The organism is Nostoc sp. WHI, from assembly GCF_015714725.1.
GTDB lineage: Bacteria > Cyanobacteriota > Cyanobacteriia > Cyanobacteriales > Nostocaceae > Nostoc.
The window spans coordinates 1-19,453 of record NZ_WBKM01000158.1; the positions used below are offsets into that span (position 1 = coordinate 1).

The 19,453-nt window shown below is 42.5% G+C and carries 16 protein-coding genes; 2 read left to right on the plus strand and 14 right to left on the minus strand.

Annotated elements, in window-relative coordinates; translation table 11 throughout:
* Positions 1-569: 569 nt before the first annotated feature.
* On the plus strand, positions 570-1,244 hold the full coding sequence (locus F8S12_RS16875) for a DUF6875 domain-containing protein (RefSeq protein WP_196517299.1): 675 nt from the start codon (positions 570-572) through the stop codon (positions 1,242-1,244).
* A 128-nt stretch (positions 1,245-1,372) separates the two neighbouring features.
* Here F8S12_RS16875 and phnM read toward each other — a convergent pair whose 3' ends face one another.
* From phnM to phnG, 9 genes are all read right to left on the minus strand, one after another.
* The gene (phnM, locus tag F8S12_RS16880; RefSeq protein ID WP_269144827.1) at positions 1,373-2,530 is read right to left on the minus strand and encodes a phosphonate metabolism protein PhnM; all 1,158 of its coding nucleotides are present in this window, start codon (positions 2,528-2,530) and stop codon (positions 1,373-1,375) included.
* 657 nt (positions 2,531-3,187) lie between these two features.
* On the minus strand, positions 3,188-3,919 hold the full coding sequence (phnL, locus tag F8S12_RS16885; protein ID WP_196517301.1) for a phosphonate C-P lyase system protein PhnL: 732 nt from the start codon (positions 3,917-3,919) through the stop codon (positions 3,188-3,190).
* A gap of 11 nt (positions 3,920-3,930) precedes the next feature.
* Positions 3,931-4,704 (minus strand): phosphonate C-P lyase system protein PhnK, encoded by a 774-nt coding sequence (phnK, locus tag F8S12_RS16890; RefSeq protein WP_196517302.1) that lies wholly within the window; start codon positions 4,702-4,704, stop codon positions 3,931-3,933.
* A gap of 304 nt (positions 4,705-5,008) precedes the next feature.
* A complete protein-coding gene (locus F8S12_RS16895; RefSeq protein WP_196517303.1) occupies positions 5,009-5,860 on the minus strand; it encodes an alpha-D-ribose 1-methylphosphonate 5-phosphate C-P-lyase PhnJ in 852 nt (283 codons plus the stop codon).
* A 163-nt stretch (positions 5,861-6,023) separates the two neighbouring features.
* Positions 6,024-6,578 (minus strand): phosphonate degradation HD-domain oxygenase, encoded by a 555-nt coding sequence (locus F8S12_RS16900; protein ID WP_196517304.1) that lies wholly within the window; start codon positions 6,576-6,578, stop codon positions 6,024-6,026.
* A gap of 110 nt (positions 6,579-6,688) precedes the next feature.
* Complete coding sequence (locus F8S12_RS16905) at positions 6,689-7,879, minus strand: alpha-D-ribose 1-methylphosphonate 5-triphosphate diphosphatase (protein WP_196517305.1); 1,191 nt, start codon at positions 7,877-7,879, stop codon at positions 6,689-6,691.
* A gap of 11 nt (positions 7,880-7,890) precedes the next feature.
* Positions 7,891-8,955 (minus strand): carbon-phosphorus lyase complex subunit PhnI, encoded by a 1,065-nt coding sequence (locus F8S12_RS16910; RefSeq protein ID WP_196517306.1) that lies wholly within the window; start codon positions 8,953-8,955, stop codon positions 7,891-7,893.
* A gap of 22 nt (positions 8,956-8,977) precedes the next feature.
* Entirely contained in the window at positions 8,978-9,577 is a 600-nt protein-coding gene (gene phnH / locus F8S12_RS16915; protein WP_196517307.1) for a phosphonate C-P lyase system protein PhnH, read from the minus strand.
* Between the two features lie 38 nt (positions 9,578-9,615).
* A complete protein-coding gene (phnG, locus tag F8S12_RS16920; RefSeq protein ID WP_331001399.1) occupies positions 9,616-10,077 on the minus strand; it encodes a phosphonate C-P lyase system protein PhnG in 462 nt (153 codons plus the stop codon).
* Between the two features lie 188 nt (positions 10,078-10,265).
* Here phnG and phnF point away from each other — a divergent pair, with 188 nt between their 5' ends.
* Entirely contained in the window at positions 10,266-11,006 is a 741-nt protein-coding gene (gene phnF, locus F8S12_RS16925; RefSeq protein WP_230968063.1) for a phosphonate metabolism transcriptional regulator PhnF, read from the plus strand.
* 419 nt (positions 11,007-11,425) lie between these two features.
* Here the strand turns inward: phnF and F8S12_RS16930 are convergent, their stop codons facing one another.
* From F8S12_RS16930 to phnE, 5 genes are all read right to left on the minus strand, one after another.
* Positions 11,426-12,415, minus strand: a complete 990-nt coding sequence (locus F8S12_RS16930) for a hypothetical protein (RefSeq protein WP_196517308.1) — start codon at positions 12,413-12,415, stop codon at positions 11,426-11,428.
* A 35-nt stretch (positions 12,416-12,450) separates the two neighbouring features.
* On the minus strand, positions 12,451-13,671 hold the full coding sequence (locus tag F8S12_RS16935) for an MFS transporter (RefSeq protein ID WP_196517309.1): 1,221 nt from the start codon (positions 13,669-13,671) through the stop codon (positions 12,451-12,453).
* A gap of 464 nt (positions 13,672-14,135) precedes the next feature.
* Positions 14,136-14,921, minus strand: coding sequence for a hypothetical protein (locus tag F8S12_RS16940; RefSeq protein ID WP_196517310.1), 786 nt, complete (start codon positions 14,919-14,921; stop codon positions 14,136-14,138).
* Positions 14,922-15,327: 406 nt separating this feature from the next.
* Positions 15,328-18,003, minus strand: a complete 2,676-nt coding sequence (locus F8S12_RS16945; protein WP_196517311.1) for a beta strand repeat-containing protein — start codon at positions 18,001-18,003, stop codon at positions 15,328-15,330.
* A gap of 518 nt (positions 18,004-18,521) precedes the next feature.
* On the minus strand, positions 18,522-19,295 hold the full coding sequence (phnE, locus tag F8S12_RS16950; RefSeq protein WP_196517321.1) for a phosphonate ABC transporter, permease protein PhnE: 774 nt from the start codon (positions 19,293-19,295) through the stop codon (positions 18,522-18,524).
* Positions 19,296-19,453: the final 158 nt, after the last annotated feature.

The following is a 19,453-nucleotide window of genomic DNA, read 5'->3' on the forward strand; positions in this document are numbered from 1 at the left end:
GTAGGCACGAATTAACCTAACTATGTAACAAAATATAAAGCCGTCAAAGTCCTTGTGATTGCTTCATTACACTCCGTTTCACTCGCAATGACATATAAATTTTCCCAGCCACCTACTTAACTGTTTAAACATATATTTTATCTAGAGAAATTATACTAACTTGATATTAAACTTATAGTTCCTGTTAAACCAATACTAAATTTTTACAGTCTAAATAACTATTTAGACAAAAAATTTATAATTTTGTTCTGAAAAATAATAGATACTTAAAAATAGAAACATCGACTGCTTAATAGATGTTTCTTATGGCTCTAATGCCAAAAATAAGTGAATGCAAGTTGCTTGGCACAAAAATCTATTTGTGTACTTTTTGGCGTAAATTTATTTGGATTCACAAAAATAAATGGGAGAAAATTTTCATCTACTAGAAGCTAAAGATGAACCAAAAATAAAAATTTAAGGCATGTTTCATCTACTTAAATAATTAGTTTTACCTACATATCTATTGTAGGCAAAATTGCTTTTGAATAAAAAAATAGAGAATTAGTCACTCCATTTCACTCAAGATTATGCAGCTCTATACAACTCTTGAAATCGAACAGCAATACAAAGACCTTCCTTACTTAATTGAAATTATGGAGTGGGTGAAAAGTTTTTTAGGAAGACCTCATCCTAACTTAGGAAGACCCGGCGTAGTTTGCCCTTTTGTACCTCATTCTCTCAAGTCAAACAGTATTTGTCTGGCAGTTATTCACACAAAAGATTTGTGTGCAGAGCAATTAGAAGAAGTTGTTGGACGCTACCGAAATATCTTTCTTGAGATGGATGTTAAAGAGCAAGAATTAGCACCAAACAGAGCTTTTTTACTTATCTTTCCTGACATCCATATAGAAGATGCTTCTAAACTGGTAGATAGTGTCCAACAAAAACTGAAACCTTTGTTTGTTGAGTCAGGACTGATGATAGGAGAATTTCACAAACGTAATGAAAGTCCTGGTTTGCACAACCCAAACTTTCGTCCGCTTCGTAGCCCTATCCCCTTAATAGCTATCCGGTTTATGGTTGAAGCTGACCTCCCTTTTCTTCAAAGTCCGGCTGATCCACACCTACGTATTAGATATCTGGAAGCTTATTTAAAGCATTTTGGTGATACATTTACAGATGAAACCAAGTTTAAAAATGCTCATCAAGCATTGGCTTTAGCGAAAGAAGAAATTAAACAAGAAAATTTGGTACATTATTGACTTTAAGACTGTAATGTTTATTTCTTTTGCAGTTAGCTAAGAAAAGCTTCTCTTGGTATTTGTATCTCCCATCGACATTTGGGCTGTTCTTAATAGAACTCGGTTCAATAGCCTGGGTTTTTGTTAATTTAAGCAATTCGACGACTCTGACAGATAGTTGAAGTCAGGCGTGGCACTACACCATCATCATGAACCGTGATAAAATCAGCCCGTTTACCTACTTTTAGACTGCCGCGATCGCTAAATAGATGAATAGCCTTCGCTGGATTACTGGTGAATAATTGCATCGCTTCGTAAATAGGCTTACCAGTTTTGTGAGCAATGATAAAGATGGATTGCAGCAGACTTTGGGGAACGTAGTCGGAAGAAATGACATCGACTAAATTCTGCAAAACCAATTCCATCGCCGAGATATTACCAGAGTGAGAGCCGCCCAGCACCAGATTAGGCGCACCCATCAAAACTTGCAATCCTGAACTGTGTGCTGCCTTTGCTGCTTCGAGGGTAGTAGGAAACTCGGCTAACACAACTCCATCTTGTACTGCTTCTTCGACATGTTCGACTGTTGCATCATCATGACTTGCTAGGGAAATACCTTTAGCTTTGGTCATTTCCACCAAAGCTATCCGGTTTTTTTGGGCATATATTTGCTGCTGCTGCTGACGAGTTCCGATGAACTCATCAATTTGCTGTGGTGTCGCCCCATGTTTGCCCATGTAATATTCTTTGAACTTGTCTAAACGGATAAACTGCCGTTGACCGGGGGTATGATCCATTAGAGAAATCATTGATAAAAGGGGATTGTCTGCGTATTGTGCAGTAATTTCATAAACTTGTTCATAAGCCAGTTCACATCGCAGGTGAATCCGGTGTTCAACAGAGAAACGTCCGGCTTTTTGCCCCTGACAGATGACATCAATCATTGGCGCAAAGTTAGTTAGGCGTGGTGAACCAATAGCTACATCACCGATCGCGATCGCATCACATACGGTTGTTACCCCAGCACTGGCTAAATCTCGATCATGGTAAACGGCTGCTGCTTCTAAAGGCCAGCGAATCCCTGGACGCGGAGATACACAGCGTTCCAGGTTGTCGGTGTGCAGTTCAATCAACCCCGGCATAAGATAATCTCCTTCACCATTCTGCCCATGAGCAACGATTCCTGGCTGAATGTCAGTGATTAATTTATCTTGTACTACAAGAGTACCAAGCACTTCCTCATGGGGAAGTTGAAGGCGATAATTTGTGTAAACTTGCTCATTCATAACAATTTGGGTATTGGGCATGGGGCATGGGAATCTCAGACAATATTACGATAGTGAAGCGTAAAGCCCCCGAAGAACAGGTACGTAGTACCGTATTCTGTGCTTTAGCCGGGGGATATAAGCGAACAAGCTGAATTTATTCAGCCATCAAGATTTAGGCTTAGGCAAAGTAGAAATATATTTTCTGATCAAGTCAGACATTGGAACGTCCTGCCTGTCAGCCTCTAACTTTAGCTGTTCATACTCATAACCAGAAACTCTCACTTTAATTGATTTTTCCCTAGACATGTACGAACGCTTGAGGGTACAATATAATTATGCCACAGGTAGAATAACCGCTAGCACAAATGGATAACCAACCCCAAAATGACTGGCTAGGAAAAAATAATGGATAGTGGGTAGCGAAATGCCACGATAAAAAAAGCCAGGATGACAACGAGCATTCGTTCCAGTAAACAAAACTATTAGTTGATTAAGGTACGGTAGGGCATACCGGAACTAGAGAATTTATTCTCTAACGCTTAGGGAGATGAGAGCCACCTGGGGTTGTCTAAATTAAACTAGATGCTTGGTTGTATAGACGGGTATCAGGTTTAAGTATTGCCGCAAGGATAGACAGTTTTAAGGCACATCGATGAACTAAGAATCCCCGTCACTTTAGTGCGGGGAGTGTCAATATCAGTTATTCTTGCCAAAGCTTAATTCGCGGTTACAGAGTTGATCTCGCACTTCTTCGTCGTGAAAAATGCCAACTAAAGCACAGCCGGCTGCTTTGTGTTCTTCGAGAAGTTCTATCACCACTTGGCAATTAGTTTTATCTAGGGCTGATGTAGGTTCATCCAGTAGTAAAATCGGATAGTTGACACAGAGAGCGCGGGCGAGATTTACCCGTTGCTTTTCGCCTCCAGAAAAGGTGGTGGGAGACAGTTTCCATAAACGTTCTGGCAGGTTGAGGCGATGAAACAATTCCTTTACTCTAGCGATCGCAACTTCTGTTTCTACTCCTAAATCTAACAGAGGTTCTGCGGCAACTTCTAGCGCGGGAACTCTGGGAATCACTCGTAAAAACTGGCTGACATATCCGATAGTTTTCTGCCGCACTGCTAGAAGTTCATGGGGTAGAAGTTGGCACAAATCTACCCAATCTCCTTGATGCTTTACCCAAATTGAGCCGCTATCAGCGCGATAATTGGCGTATAAACAGCGCATCAAGGTAGACTTACCGGAGCCGGATGACCCAGTTAGGGCTAAACATTCCCCACCATTCACACTCAGGGATAAGTCTTCTAAAACTGATAGATAAACACCTCCTTGCTGATGCAAAGTAAAACCCTTTCGCAAATGTTCTACTTGCAGCAGGGTTTTAGCGGAAATATTAGCGCGTGGATAATTAACAGTTAATGATTGCATTGCTGATAAATTTATGGCGTTAAAGCGGCACTGACCAGTAGTTGAGTGTAGGGATGTTGAGGATCATCAAGCACTTGATCAGTTAAACCTAATTCGACCACCTGACCTTGTTGCATTACTAGCAAGCGATGAGCCAGCAGCCTTACCACGCCGATATCGTGTGTAACTACAATGACGCTCAGGTGAAAATTCCGTACTAGCGATCGCAACAAGTCTAATAACCGCGCTTGCACCGACACATCCAACCCTCCTGTCGGTTCATCCATTAAGATCAACCGGGGGCGCGTCACCAACACACGAGCCAGTTGTAACCTTTGCTGCATCCCTCCAGAAAAAATTACTGGCAAGTCATCCATCCGCGCCGGATCAATTTCTACTTGTTGCAACCAGTGGGCAGCCTCATCCCGAATGTTACCGTAGTGTCGCACCCCAACATCTAGAAGGCGTTCGCCAATATTTGCCCCTGCACTAACTTTCATTCGCAAACCATCACGGGGATTTTGTTGGACAAAGCCCCATTCAGTTCGCATCAATTGGCGGCGTTTGGCTTCAGGAAGTTGAGTAACTTCTAAGTCTTCTCCGTTACGATTTGTATAAATAACATTACCTTGGTCAATAGAGAAGTGATTGGCGATGGCACTGAGCAAAGTAGACTTGCCCGATCCTGATTCTCCGACGATACCCAGAACTTGACCAGGGTAGAGATCAAAAGAAATGCGATCGCACGCTTTAATTGCTCCGTAAGATTTACTTAATTGGTGAACTTGTAAAAGGGGTTTTGTCATTAGTCATTTGTCATTTGTCATTGGTCATTTGTCAAACTTAAAATTTAAAGCTCGAAGGTTTACTCACAAAACTCGAAGGTTTACTCACGAAGCTCGAAGGTTTACTCACGAAGCTCGAAGGTTTACTTACAAAACTCGAAGGTTTACTCACAAAGCTTGAAGGTTTACTCACGAAGCTTGAAGGCTCAATAATAAACCTCTTGCAAAAGTCCTTCTTTTCGCTTTCTTCTTTGCGCCTTTGCGTGGCAGTCGCTACAACGGGGGGAACCCCCGCAACGCGCTGCCTTGCCTTTGCGTGAGATATTCATCCCTGTTGCTGATTACAGTAGTCTGTATCCGAACAGATCCACATCCTGCCACCTTGGTCATCAATTATCACCTCATCTAAATAGCTTTTTGTAGAACCACATAGCTCACAAGCTTTATCCCATCGCTCCACTGTGAAAGGATAATCTTCAAAATCAAGACTTTTAACTTTGGTATAAGGCGGGATTGCATATATTCGCTTTTCCCGTCCAGCGCCAAACAACTGTAGTGCAGGATTCATCTGCATTTTAGGATTATCAAAGCGCGGGATCGGACTAGGACTCATCAAATAGCGATCGTGCACCATCACCGGGTAGTCGTAGGATGTGGCAATGTGTCCGTGTTTGGTAACATCTTCATAGAGTTTGACATACATGGGGCCATATTCTTCCAAGCTGTGCATTTTACCTGCTTCGACTGCGGAAGGTTCTAGCCAGCGCAAGGGTTCGGGAATGGGTACTTGGTAAACCAAAATCTGTCCCTCGCGCAGAGGTGTTTCCGGAATGCGGTGGCGAGTCTGAATCAGCGTTGCTTCTTCCGTTCGTTCTGTTGTCTGCACACCACAAACCTTTTTGAAGAAGCGGCGAATGTTAACTGCGTTAGTCGTGTCGTCTGCTCCTTGGTCAATTACTTTTAGCACATCGGTTTGACCAATCACAGCAGATGTTACCTGAATTCCGCCAGTACCCCAGCCGTAGGACATAGGCATTTCCCTAGAAGAAAAGGGAATTTGATGTCCTGGAATGGCAACGGCTTTGAGTAAGGCGCGGCGAATTGAGCGCTTGGTTTGCTCGTCTAAATAAGCAAAGTTGAAGCCGGTTTTGGGGGAGTGGGGAAGAGTGTTGTCCATTGTCCAGTTTGTTTACTTATTATCAATACTGAGCAAGCAGTGAGTCAATACTTTTCGGTTAAGGTGCACAGTCCTTAATGATCCCCCTTAATCCCCCTTAAAAAGGGGGAAATAGAGTCATTCTTAGCCCCCCTTTTTAAGGGGGGTTGGGGGGGATCGAGTCTTAACCAAATCGTATTGAGCAGTAATTAAGAGTTGGAGTGAAATGGTTTAAATCAAGAGTTTGCAGATTTACCATTTTTGCTTGGTCATCATAAATCCTTAACTGCACGGCATCTTGGGCGAATGGCTGAGAAATAAATGCATCTGCCGCCTCACGCGAAAATGTGCCCCCTTGTAGTTCTAAACTGCGCTTAGATCCACTAGAGAGGCTGTCCCAATATTCAGGATCTACTGTGCAGAGGTAGCGTTTGGCGGCAACATGAAGACGAATTGGTTCTGTCACCGCTAGCCCAAACATCTGATGCAATAAGGGCATGGCTCGATTTTCGTGATGATCGTCAATTCCTTGGGTGGTAGCATTTTCTCCTAAATTATGGATGAGATGCCCCACATCATGCAGCAGACAAGCAGTGATTAATTCGTTGCTCTCACCTGCTTTTTCTGCTAAGGTAGCGCATTGCAGGGCGTGTTCTAGCTGACTGACGGCTTCAGATCCGTACAACTGGGAACCTTTTTCAGTGAAGAGGTTAATAATGTTTTGAGTTGTCGGTTTCATGGTAATTATGGTGTTGTATAATTGCGGGATGATTTTTTTCACGCAGAGGCGCAGAGGCGCAGAGAGGATGAAGAGTTTTAGATTTTAATACATACAATTTCATCCCATGATTAGTTGATGGGATATCTGGCGACTTCTTTGCCTGTGATGTAGACGGATACGATCGCCGCAGGTAGAGAATTATTGGGAGATATCAAGAGGAAATCTGCATCTAAGCCAGGGGCAATTTTCCCTTTGCGATCGCTAATTCCTACTGCCGCTGCTGGACGACTCGAAACCAATGTCCATGCTGTTTCAAATGACATCAAACCTAATTCATTTAGTTTAAAGGGTGCATGAAACAACGAAGGATAATGGTAATCTGAGCAGAGGCAATCCAAAACATCATTTTTAGCCGCCTCAGCTACACTCATGTAACCCACATGGGAACCGCCACGCACCAAGTTAGGCGCACCCATTAGCACAGCTGCTCCGTAACTGCGGGATTGAGCAGCTAAAGCAATACTCCCAGGAAATTCAGCGATCGCAACCTGACGGCGTTGACTTTGTGCCACCTTATCTTCAGAATCATCATCATGGGAAGCTAAGGGAATATTGTGAGTATGGGCAAGCTCAACTAATTGCTCTATTTGCTCGCGTCCCTGATGTCGTTGTGCTTGTACTTGAGTTATAAGTTCTTTAATTTCTTCGTCAGATAAAGATATTCGCTGCCGCAAACCTTTAATATATCGGTTTAACGTTTGCTGATTTCCCAGAGGTGGTAAGTGATCATTAATAGATAAAAGTTGAACGCGCCCAGATGTTAGCCAATCACATAATTCTTCATGCCCTTTAGTATTTGCTTCCTCATGCCTAATATGAATTTGATGATTGCAACTTAAAACCTGCTTTCCTGTTTCCAAAATAAAATCAATCAAAGCACGCGCTGAATCTCGGCTTCGCAAACCCGGTTCATAAGAGTCTGTAATTGAGCAAAAGAAAGTTGTGATTCCAGCAGACAAAAGATTACGGTCATTATCAGCGATCGCAATAGGCAGAGGAAAATTAACCCCAGGACGAGGACAAATCATCCTCTCAAAGGCATCACCATGCAAATCAATGATCCCAGGTAACATCTGAAGTCCCTTAGCATTTACCAAATCAAACCCATTCGGACTACTCACCTGATCAACACTCACAAACCGCCCATCTTCAATTAAAACCGTTGCATCCTTAATCCACCCCTCCGCAGTCAACACATCCACCCCTTGAATAGCAACCTTCATCTTTGCGCCTTTGCGCCTTTGCGCGAAACAATCCATACTCTTAACTCCTACCGTCGCAACTCCCGCACCAAATTCAACTCAGCCTGAAAATCAATATAGTGAGGAAGCTTAAGATGCTGCACAAACCCCTGTGCTTCAACATTATCCGAATGAGAAAGTACAAACTCAACATTTTGAGCTGCTCCTTCAACCGTTTCATCCAACTCGTCAGCGCGCATTGCCCGATCTACCAACGCCATCGACATCGCCTTGCGTTCGTTATAACCAAACGTCAGCCCATAGCCACGAGTAAACTGAGCAGGTAACTCCTTACTACCTTTAAACTGATTTACCATCTGCACCTCAGTAATAGTAATATCAGCGATCGCAACTTCAAATCCCAACTCTTCCGGGCAAATCACCACCTCCACTTCCCCCATCCGAATTTCACCAGCAAAGGGATGATTTCTGCCATAACCTCGTTGAGTAGAGTATGCCAGAGATAGCAAAAAGCCCTCATCCGCCCGCGCCAAATTCTGAAGTCTCGCATCCCGTCCCGCCGGAAAGCTCAGAGGTTGACGTGTCAAATCAAAAGGTTCCGATGAAGCAGAGTCCCCTTCTCCCTTCTCGGACTGCATCAATCCCTCTCGATCTAGAGTGTCAATCACACGGGGAACAGGTTCATTAATTACCTTTGATTCCGGCGCTGTAGCAACTTCTCCCTCTGCCATCAGCTTAAAGTCCAGCAAGCGATGAATATAGTCAAAGGTGGGGCCTAAACTCTGCCCTCCTGGAACGTCCTTAAAGATAGAAGAAATCCGCCGTTGAATCTGCATTTTACTGGTATCTAGTGGCTGACTGTAGTACAGGCGTGGCAGTGTTGTACGATAAGCTCGTAACAAAAAAATCGCCTCGACTAAATCGCCCCAAGATTGTTTAATAGCAAGGGCTGCTAACTCTCGGTCATATAGACTGCCTTCACACATCACCCGCTCCACAGCTAGAGTCAGCTGTTGTTCAATCTGGTCTAGCGTCAGTTCAGGAATAGCAGGATCACCCCGGCGTTTGCTCCCAAGCAGGGTTTCTGCATTCTGGATTGCCTGTTCACCACCTTTAACTGCAACATAAGGCATAAATTTTCACTTTTATCAATTGTTAATCTTGTTCAAAAACCTCAGATTTTGCCGTGCGTGGTAGTCCCATCACTGCATTTTCCGTAAATAAAAATACATCTAAACCCTGTGGATAGGCTAAGTTATTCTTCGCCCAGAAATCCCAAAAATGACGAGGAAGTTTGGGTAAAATCTTTCTCTTCTCCAAAATTCCTGGCCCTGTCAGCACTACAGACTGCCCTCCTTCCCAGCTTTCCACTTGCACCAGTAGCGTTGTTGAAGCTTCAGGTTGCTCTGCTGTACCCCAATTGAAACTAGATAATTCTGACAATGCTGCCAAATCTTGAATTAGGGCAAAGTCAGCCTCTCCAGGTTGCTGCGTGAAGCGACAGCCAGTATGGAACAGCAACCAAGCCTTGATTTGGGGAGCAAAACTAGACTCAAGCCAAACCTTAACGTCTAAATCTAGTAGCGTTAGACAAGCTGCTGCACAAGCACGAGATAAACCCGAAGGCACAGTCATACTAGCAGTTATCGAGTATGGTCTTCCCGGTCGGGCATTAGCATCAAGTAGCGCTCGAAATGTCTGCTGGGCATCGTGAATCGAATCTTCAAAACCTGGTAAATGGGTAAGTTTTGTCATTGGTCATTGGTCATTGGTCATTTGTCAAGGCTCAACTTTCAATTTTCAACTGCCTCCCCTCTAACCATCGTGAAGAAATTGACCTTAGTGGCGGCAGTTTGACGCTGTTTTAGTTTCTGTTGATGCTGGCTCTCTACTTGCAGAGGTTGAATTACCTCAGCTTGAATCTGGTCATGCCATTGGGGACTTTGTAATAGGGCATCACAGAAGGCAGCTAGTTCAGCATGACGGTGCGATCGCCCTGCAACATAGCCAAAACCTGCGATCGCCTCATATCCTGGTTGGCTCTCTAGTTGCACTACACAGCGAGTTATGGTAATTTCTCCCAAGTTAAATAGCTCTCCTGTACCCCCAGCGCGTCCCCGAACCATTGCTAGGCCAATCTCTGGGGAACGTAAAAAACTATAGCTGGGTAATGTACTTAGTTTGTTCACCAGTTTCTCTAATAGCTCTGGTTCAGCTTTAGCTAGTGTTGCCATCCATGTTTGTCTTTGGGTCACGACATTAAGGGTTGAATTTAAACGCAAAGGGGCGCAGAGGGAAGCGCGGAGGTACGCAGAGAGTTAATGCAATGGTAAATATTCAATTAAAATTACCTTAAACTATTCTTAACTTGTCTAGACATCTAGATGAAAATAGACTAACGCAATTTTAACAAGTTGACAATCCAAATATTGATAATTGATACATGAACGATGAAGCAATGCCCATTTATGCCAAAATTGCTGCCCAGTTGCGGCAAAACATCCACCAAGGGGTTTATCAAGTTGGAGATCAATTACCAACAGAAACTAAGTTAGCAGAACAATTTGCAGTCAATCGCCATACGATTAGGCAAGCGATCGCATTGCTAAAAAATGAGGGATTGCTACGAGTTGACCGAGGACGCGGAACTTTTGTAGCAGCTAAAACCATTCGCTATCCTATTGGTAAGCGGGTGCGTTATAATCAAACATTGAAAGCACAGGGTTGGCAAGCTAGGTTCCAACTACTTCGTACCTTAGAAGTGTCCGCAGACATTGCCGTTGCCACAAAACTAGAAATTAATTGTGGTGAGCCGGTAGCTTTAATTGAGCGTTTGGGTTTAGCCGATGAGGAACCAATTAGTGTGGGTACAGGATATTTCCCCTTAAAACGCTTTCCCGATTTGTTAGAGCCAAAAAACATCAAGATTTTACGAGAACAGCAATCAATATCTCAGTTTTTGCAGCAGGTATATGGATCTGATCATATCCGTCGCAGTACTTGTGTTTCTGCCCGTTTAGTTCAGCCTTATGATGCACAGTGGTTGGCACTTGGACTCAATCAACCCATCCTTTTAGCAGAGTCGGTGAATGTTGATCAAACCGGTAATGTGATTGAGTATGGCGTAACTCGACTCCGGGGCGATCGCATGGAATTATTTTTTGAAAATGACTTGACAGAATAACTTGTTTGTAATTTCGGTTAATTATATGGTACGTAGATTTTAGATGAATAGACCACATTAGTGTGGACATTAAAACGCACACACAACAAGCTAGATGTTACTCTGGAAATAGCTAGAAAACCAGCTATTTCAGGCTTCTGCACGATTTAGGTGCAACCGCCTTCAAAGACTCAACTTCCGAGTTCAGAGGTTTAACGTCCGAGTTCAAAGGCGCAACTTTCAATTTCTAACTGCCTCCCCTGCTCTCTCATCCTTCGCCTCTAACCATAATAGTTTTTAAGATAATGTGATTGAGTATGGCGTAACTCTACTTTGGGTACTTTGGGGCGATCGCATGGAATTATTTTTTAAAATGACTTGAGCAAAGAATTTAACAATCTTAGGCAGTATTCCCCCTGCCCCCTACCTCCAGACTACCTCTATTTTTGGCGAAGGTATTGGATAGGTAAACGAGAAATTGTCCATAATATCACCAAGAAGATTAAGTAAATCACCCCAACCAGCCCAAACTCAATTAGAGGGATATACGTTACTTCGTAAATTCTTCCTAAGCCGCGTTCAGTCAGTCCGTAAACGGCCAGTACACTCACTAAAAAGGCTCCGTAGACAGTCCGTTTAGTCCAGATACCCACAGGTAGACCATGAAGCTGAGTAAGCACCAGAATACCAAGAAAACCAAAGAGAAATGTTGGCCACTTGGTTTGTCCTAGCATCCACGACACAACGACACTATGGAAAAGCACCGTAATTTCCAAAGAAAATGTCCACCAACGGTTGACATGACTGCGGTTAAAGATTAACGACGATTGCAGCAGAAGCAAGAACATATAGAGAAAACCAATCAAGTGTCCCCAAGTCGCCTCCATTGGGTGATACCAAAAGGTGTAGATAGCAGCGAAGGAGAAAAAGTAGCCGTGATACAGCTTGATAATTTGCAAAAACTGTTGATGGAATGGAACAGAATTGCCAAAAAATAGCCCTCGTCGAGGCGTTTCCAAAATCAGTACGAAGACCAGTAGGATCACAACCGCACCTTGGGAAGCCCAAATTGAAGTATCCTGAGCTAGAGCATCGTACCAAATATAGGTCTGGAGAAAGTGTAAACCGATGAATACACCATTAATGGCTAGCATCAGGTAATTAATCGGATGTAACGCTGTTTTGTATTTCAACTGCGTTTTCTGCGCCCACAAGATACACGCCCAGATGCCAAACTGATGCCCAAGATACATTCCCCAAGCCGTCGCTCGGCTCCAAAAGGTCGGATTGGGAAGCTTCCAGTAGTACCAGTTTAATCCTTGGTCAGGAAGTTTAATGATGCTTGCAGGAATGCTCCCACCTACCCAAATTGCGTAGGTGAGGAGGATGCTTACAAAGATGCCTAAAAATAATACTCGGCGACCTGTCATATTAATTCCTAATTCGTAATTTAAGATCAAGATTTTCAAGCGATACGTTCTGCCTTTGGTTCAGATGCGCTTTTAGTTACTCGCAAACTAAGGGTCAAAGCTATCAGCATGACTAAAGATCCACTCAAAAAAGGAGCAGAACTCCCAAATTTCATAAAACTAGCCCCTGCCCACGTTGGCCCACCGATGCGTGCTAAAGCAGAGCAAGAACTGGCAATTCCTAATATTTGTCCCTGTTCTTCTGGGGCTGTCATCTGGGAAATCAGACTATTTAATATTGGTTGGCTGACACTAATTCCCCATGCTACAAGGGTGGTGGCGACTAACAATAAAATTAAACTTTGTGAGAATCCAATTAGTAGTAATCCTAAACCTAACCCTAATATCCCCAAAGTAAGTAACTTTATTTCACCCAAATGTTTCTTGAGAAATCCGAGGAGTCCTCCTTGAATGATCGTGCTGACAATCCCCATGAAGGCAAAAAGATAACTTGTTTGTTGAGGACCCCAGTTTAATTCCTGCTTAGACCATAAAGCCAATGTAGAATCCATAGCCGCAACAGCGAATGTCACTAAAAAGTAGATGCCAACAAGCATACAGAACTGTGGACGCTGTGACAGCTGGAGCAAATTCAGCCGTCGCTGATGGTAGCGATGAGCTTTGATTTTGGCTTTAGTCTCAGAATTTAGAGATTCTGGAAGAAACATCAAAGCACAAAGCAATGCCAATAAAGATAATCCGCCTGCGAACAATGACGGTAGATGAAAGTTAGCGTTGTTCGGATCTGGCCCGATTAGAAGACCTCCAATAGCTGGGCCAAGAATGAAGCCAAGACCAAAGGCTGCTCCGATTACGCCCATGCCACGAGCTCGATTAGTTGGGGTGGTAATATCTGCTATGTACGCCTGAGCAGTAGAAATATTCCCTGCCATAATCCCAGCAAGACTACGAGCAATAAACAAAACCCATAATGAGTTAGCAACGCCTAACCCTGTGTATGCAATTACAGAACCTAATAAAGTAATTAATAAAATCGGACGGCGACCGTAGCGATCGCTAAAACTGCCCCATAGTGGTGCAAATAAGAACTGCATTAAAGAATAAATAGCTACAAGTAGAGTTGCTTCATTAGGTTTTGCTCCGAATTGTTCAGCATACAAAGGCAGTATTGGCAAGATAATTCCGAAGCCGAGCAAGTCTATAAATACAGTCAAAAATAAAACGAATATAGCCCTGCCATTATTTTTACTCTCCATAGGTACAATTCCCTTTTATAAAAAATATTTAGTTTTATGGACATCACGGAACACTTGATCATAAAAACTCATTAGACGTCTTGCAAAAGTCCTTCTTTTCGCTTTCTTCTTTGCGCCTTTGCGTGAGACAAAAAATTACTTATGCAAGAGGTCTATTGAATGTAACCAGTAATCAGTTCAAGCAAAGTGCTTTAATTTCAGTGTGGTTGAGCGAAATAGCATGGAACAAACCCACTATAAAAATCAAGCCAATAATACCACTAATGAAAGCAACTATCATTTCGTGCTTCCGTATAGCTCTTTGTATTTTAATGTCTATGATGTTTTCTAATTCTTTGTATGACATTGATTTCAATTTGGTTAAATACAATAATTACGTCAAACTTATGTACTTACATCAGTTTGAATATACCCGAAACCTTGAACTTTATTATAATGAAAGCTATTTCGACGCCCTGGCAGTATCAAGGGCGTTTGCGTAGTTTCAAAACCGCACCTGAAACACCAAAAGCTAATATCGCCAAGGTATAAGTTGGTTCGGTAACTGCAATAATGCTTACCTGATTAATGGCCAAGCCGTATTGTGGAGCAGAACTGCTAAAAACCAGTTGCGAGATGTTTGGAGTCTCACTACGAATCCCCAAAAACACTGCCGAATTATCTAATGCTAGTGACGAAGTGCTTGGAACTGAGAAACTACCTAATAGGTTATTGACATTATCAAAAGCACTGATAAAAGTTTCAACTTCCAAATTACTAATGTCTACAGCTATCTGAGTACCAGCGCCAAAAACAGGACGGTCAAAACTAATGCTAAAAGGCCCTCCATTCCCCTGAGTACCAGGATCAGGAGTACCAGGAGGAAGAGGGATAAAACCTGTTGGGTCTATACCTCCGAAGAGAATAAAATCTCCTTGGGCGAAGTTAGTCCGAATGCCTGGTGGAGGTAAAGTTTGAAAGACAAACGGTGGAGTAATCTGAGGATTATTAGTTGGAGCTATATTTATAGCCAGCCCTAAACCACCTTGCGATGTTGCTAAAAAAGAGTTAGGTAAAAAAGCAGAAAATCTAGGAGCAGAGGGATTGAATACTTTACCTAAACTTGCCCAATTAACTTCATCATTGCCTCCTAAAACAGCGCGTTCAGTCACTAAAAACGTAGCTGCTTTAACTGGTAACGGGAGAACGGTTATTATTGCTGTAATTGCTGGTAAATATTTGACAGATAACTTTAATAATTGATTGATCATAAAATGCCACAAATCTGATTACTTAGTTTCGTGTAATATCATAAAAATATGAGAATCCAAAATCTAGAATAAAGCAATGTCTTGTTTTAGTCAAGAAAGTTGAAGCAACCACCGTGTTCAATGGTTCTGTTGCAAAAAACTTGTGAGAGCTAACTGGTGAAAGTTGACGCAATTCACGTCTTTTCCCAGCCCAACATCATTTTTGCGGCACAAATTTTAGCCGGGGTACAAACACAATTGCTCGTGTTTGTATCCCTCTCAATTTATTATTGGTAAACTACTAACCAATGCTTCCAGAACAAACTGCAAAAAGCTTTAACTTGTCATTGGTAAACTACTAACCAATGCTTCCAGAACAAACTGCAAAAAGCTTTAACTTGTCATGGAGTTGTGACTCGTAGTGGTTTTAGGCGATCAACTGAATACTCACATTGGCTGAGAGATTTTGGAGGAAGGCTAATTGCTCTCCTAAGAAAGACAAGTTACCGTTAGAGGCATCGTAGGAAAAGTCGCTAGTATTAGTAATACCAAACCCTACTTTAGAAACTTGAATTACGTCGCTCTGACCAAAGTTATAATCAAGGATGGTGTCAAGACTGTCGTCGATGCTGTTGAAGATAAACTTATCTGCACCAAAGCCACCTTCTAGACTATCTTTACCTAGTCCACCAGTGATGGAGTCATTACCAAAACCACCGGAGATAGTGTCATTGCCAGCATTACCGACTAATTGGTTATTTTGGCTGTCACCAGTGATGCTGTCACTTTCATTAGTACCGATGAGATTATCAAAGTTGAGTACACTAAATGTTATTGTATCCAGATTAGGAACGTTAAGGGCAGAGATAGTTTGCGCCTGTAAGTTAGCGATGACAGATACACCAGCAACAGATTGAGATGCATCTATGGTGTTGTTAGAAACGCTAGCATCAGCAATAACGGTTTCTACTTGAAATACTGTGTCTGTTCCGAAGCCGCCAGCTTTGGTAACTGTTCCTGTTCCTGAGAGGGTGATAGATTTCTTGAGTCCACTGTAGTCTACAGTATCAGAGTCATCACCACCATCAATGCTGTCGTTACCCTGACCGCCCTTAAAGGTGTCATCGCCAGCACCACCGGACAACTTATCATTGCCTTGTCCCCCATCTATAAGGTCGTTGCCACCTCTACCATCAATCACATCATTGCCAGCAAGACCAGTTAATTGATTAGCTTTGCTGTCGCCCTTAAGTGTGTCAGCGTTAATTGTGCCGATGACATTGTCAAAGTTGACTACATTAAATGTCAATGTTCCAAAAGCAGAACCAGTGGGAGCAGAGATAGTTTGGGCTTCTAGGTCAGCGATCGCAGGTACTCCAACCAAAGATTGAGACGCATCTATGGTGTTGTTGGCAACACTGGCATCAGCAATTACCCGATCTACTCTAAATACTGTATCTGTTCCGAAACCGCCAGCTTTGAGAACTGTTCCTACACCTGACAGGGTGATACGTTGACCTAAGCCGCTGTAATCTGCGGTATCAAAGCCATCTCCACCATTAATGGCGTCGTTACCTCGAGTGCCCTTAAAGACGTCATCGCCGCCAAGACCAGTTAATTTATTACTTTGGTTGTCGCCTCTAATGGTGTCACTTTCATTTGTGCCGATGACATCATCAAAGTTGATTACAGTAAATGGCAATGTCCCCAGACCGGGAACGTTATTAGCTGCCAAAGTTTGGCTTTGTAGGTTAACAGTGATAGATACACCATCTAAAGATGCAGAAGCATCTATGGTGTTGTTAGCAACACTAGCATCGGCAAGAATTCTTTCTACTGCCGATAGTTGGTCTTGACCCAATCCACCAGCTTTAGTAACTGTCCCCGTTCCTGAGAGGGTAATGGTTTTACCTAGTTTGCTATAGTCTGCTGTATCAAGACCATCATCACCATTAATGCTGTCATCACCCTGACCGCCTTTGAAGGTGTCATTGCCAGCACCACCGAACAACTTGTCATTGCCTTCTCCACCATCAATCAAGTCTTTGCCACCTCTACCATCAATTAGGTCATTACCACCAAGACCAGTTAATTGATTATTTTGGCCGTCGCCCTTAATGCTGTCATCGTTAATTGTGCCGATAACATTGTCAAAGTTGACTACATTAAATGTCAATGTTCCAAAAAGGGAACCGGTGGGAGCAGAGATAGTTTGGGCTTGCAAGTCAGCGATCACTGGTACTCCAACCAAGGATTGAGATCCATCTATGGTGTTGTTAGAAACACTAGCATCAGCAATAACCGTTTCTACTTTCAAGAGTTGGTCTTGACCCAATCCACCAGCTTTGATAACTGTTCCTACACCTGAGAGGGTGATAGATTTCTTTAGTTTGCTGTAATCTGCTGTATCAAGTCCATCATCACCATTAATGCTGTCGTCACCCTGACCGCCTTTAAAGGTGTCATTGCCAGCACCACCAAACAATGTGTCACTACCTTCTCCCCCGTCTATCAGGTCGTTACCACCTCTACCATCAATCAGGTCATTGCCACCAAGACCAGTTAATTGATTATTTTGGCTGTCGCCCTTGAGAGTGTCATCGCTAATTGTGCCGATAACATTGTCAAAGTTGACTACATTAAATGTCAATGTTCCCAAATCAGGAACGTTAAGGGCAGAGATAGTTTGGGCTTCTAAGTCAGCAACGGCAGGTACTCCAGGCAAAGATTGAGACCCATCGATGGTGTTGTTGGCGACACTGGCATCAGCAATTACCTTTTCGACTTTAAATACTGTGTCTGTTCCTAAACCGCCAGCTTTGATAATTGTCCCTACACCTGAGAGGGTGATGCGTTGACCTAAATAGCTGTAGTCTGCGGTATCAATGTCATCTCCACCATTAATGCTGTCGTTACCTTGACCGCCTTTAAAGGTGTCATTGCCGCCATTACCAGCCAACGTGTCATTGCCAACTCCACCATCAATTGAATCATTTCCAAGACCAGCGGAGATATTGTCATTGCCTCCACGACCAAAAATCTCATCGCCAGCATTAGTACCCAGCAAAAAATCATCGTTAGCAGTACCAACAATAGTAGCCATAATAATGTATACCTTTGCAATAGTTTTACAGATCAAATATCAATGTGTTTGATCACTTATAATACTTACATAATACAACGAGCTAAATTATAATTTTATGATGAAGTATACTTGAAGTATACTTAAAGAATGAGAGTTATGTACTATACAAATTTGCTATGATGTGTATTAACGAAAATAGGTTGTTTCAGGCTTTTCTTAATTATTCTTAATTATTGTATGACGGTAAATATACTATGTTATGGTACTACAAAAAATGTATTTTTGAACTAATGCATATTTAGTATTTATTGTCAATGCTTAATTCCTAAAGAATAGCCGTTTCAAGATGTTCTGTGATGGCTTGATTTGTATAGTAGAGCTTACGCATTGGCAAAATAAATAGACAAAAAATGAAGTAAAAGAGGGAAGACAAAAACAGGCGATGCCCACGGTGAGCTACGCCTAAAGCCATGTCTGTGTAGCAGCAAATTATATTTATTTGCTGCATATTTTTACAAAAACTGGATACTCTCGATTTAAATTAGCCAGGCTCTAACTTTTGCCGACAGTAGATCAATTGTACCAGTAGCAATAATCAAAATAATCAGAATTGCACAGACTTTTTGGTACTCAAAAGATCCAAAACTCTGATAAAGAGAAACCCCAATTCCACCAGCACCCACAATTCCTAATACAGAAGCTGAACGTACATTCGATTCAAACCGATAGAGAGTAAAAGAAGTCCATAAAGGCAGCACTTGGGGAAGCACACCAAAGATAATTTCTTGAATGTGACTAGCACCAGTTGCCCGAATTCCTTCCACTGGGCCTGGATCAATTGCCTCCACCGCTTCGGAAAATAGCTTTCCAAGTGTACCAGCAGTGTGAACAAATAGAGCCAATACACCGGCAAATGGCCCCAAACCTACGGCTACTACAAAGATAAGTGCGAAAACAATTTCGTTGATGGCACGCATCGCATCTAAAAGTCGGCGTGTTGATTGTACAATCCAAGGTACACACATATTGTTTGATGCTAAAATAGATAAGGGAACTGCGGCGATCGCAGCCATCAAAGTTCCCCAAATTCCCATCGATATAGTGATAATAGTTTCAGATAAATAATATTTCCAATCACTAAAATCTGGCGGAAAATATGAACGGGTATATTCCACCATATTGCCGCCACTCTGGAACAGTAATGGAAAATTTAGTTCGCCTTGAATGTAAGAAAAAATCAGGACACCAACAATAGCCAACAGGAAAAAAATGCGATTATTAGTAACAAGTTTTCCTTCTCGCTCTAACATTGCGACTACCGCAGGAGATGCACTAGCAATGATGTGACTACGTTTTTGTACTTTTTTTATGTCTTTCACTATACTTGTAGCAATTCTATCTGATTTATGAAAATCTAAAAGTTTAGATTCCCGGCTTTTTAAAGAAAACGGGAATCTAAATCTGCGCT

Bases quoted from the DNA above. Each gene is read 5' to 3' on its own strand.
- F8S12_RS16900 (WP_196517304.1), bottom strand. From the start codon at position 6,578: ATGAAACCGACAACTCAAAACATTATTAACCTCTTCACTGAAAAAGGT.
- phnL (WP_196517301.1), bottom strand. From the start codon at position 3,919: ATGCAATCATTAACTGTTAATTATCCACGCGCTAATATTTCCGCTAAA.
- phnF (WP_230968063.1), top strand. From the start codon at position 10,266: ATGAACGATGAAGCAATGCCCATTTATGCCAAAATTGCTGCCCAGTTG.
- phnE (WP_196517321.1), bottom strand. From the start codon at position 19,295: ATGTTAGAGCGAGAAGGAAAACTTGTTACTAATAATCGCATTTTTTTC.
- F8S12_RS16935 (WP_196517309.1), bottom strand. From the start codon at position 13,671: ATGGAGAGTAAAAATAATGGCAGGGCTATATTCGTTTTATTTTTGACT.
- phnM (WP_269144827.1), bottom strand. From the start codon at position 2,530: ATGCCCAATACCCAAATTGTTATGAATGAGCAAGTTTACACAAATTAT.
- F8S12_RS16875 (WP_196517299.1), top strand. From the start codon at position 570: ATGCAGCTCTATACAACTCTTGAAATCGAACAGCAATACAAAGACCTT.
- F8S12_RS16910 (WP_196517306.1), bottom strand. From the start codon at position 8,955: ATGCCTTATGTTGCAGTTAAAGGTGGTGAACAGGCAATCCAGAATGCA.
- F8S12_RS16940 (WP_196517310.1), bottom strand. From the start codon at position 14,921: ATGATCAATCAATTATTAAAGTTATCTGTCAAATATTTACCAGCAATT.
- F8S12_RS16945 (WP_196517311.1), bottom strand. From the start codon at position 18,003: ATGGCTACTATTGTTGGTACTGCTAACGATGATTTTTTGCTGGGTACT.
- F8S12_RS16905 (WP_196517305.1), bottom strand. From the start codon at position 7,879: ATGGATTGTTTCGCGCAAAGGCGCAAAGGCGCAAAGATGAAGGTTGCT.
- F8S12_RS16895 (WP_196517303.1), bottom strand. From the start codon at position 5,860: ATGGACAACACTCTTCCCCACTCCCCCAAAACCGGCTTCAACTTTGCT.
- phnH (WP_196517307.1), bottom strand. From the start codon at position 9,577: ATGACAAAACTTACCCATTTACCAGGTTTTGAAGATTCGATTCACGAT.
- F8S12_RS16930 (WP_196517308.1), bottom strand. From the start codon at position 12,415: ATGACAGGTCGCCGAGTATTATTTTTAGGCATCTTTGTAAGCATCCTC.
- phnK (WP_196517302.1), bottom strand. From the start codon at position 4,704: ATGACAAAACCCCTTTTACAAGTTCACCAATTAAGTAAATCTTACGGA.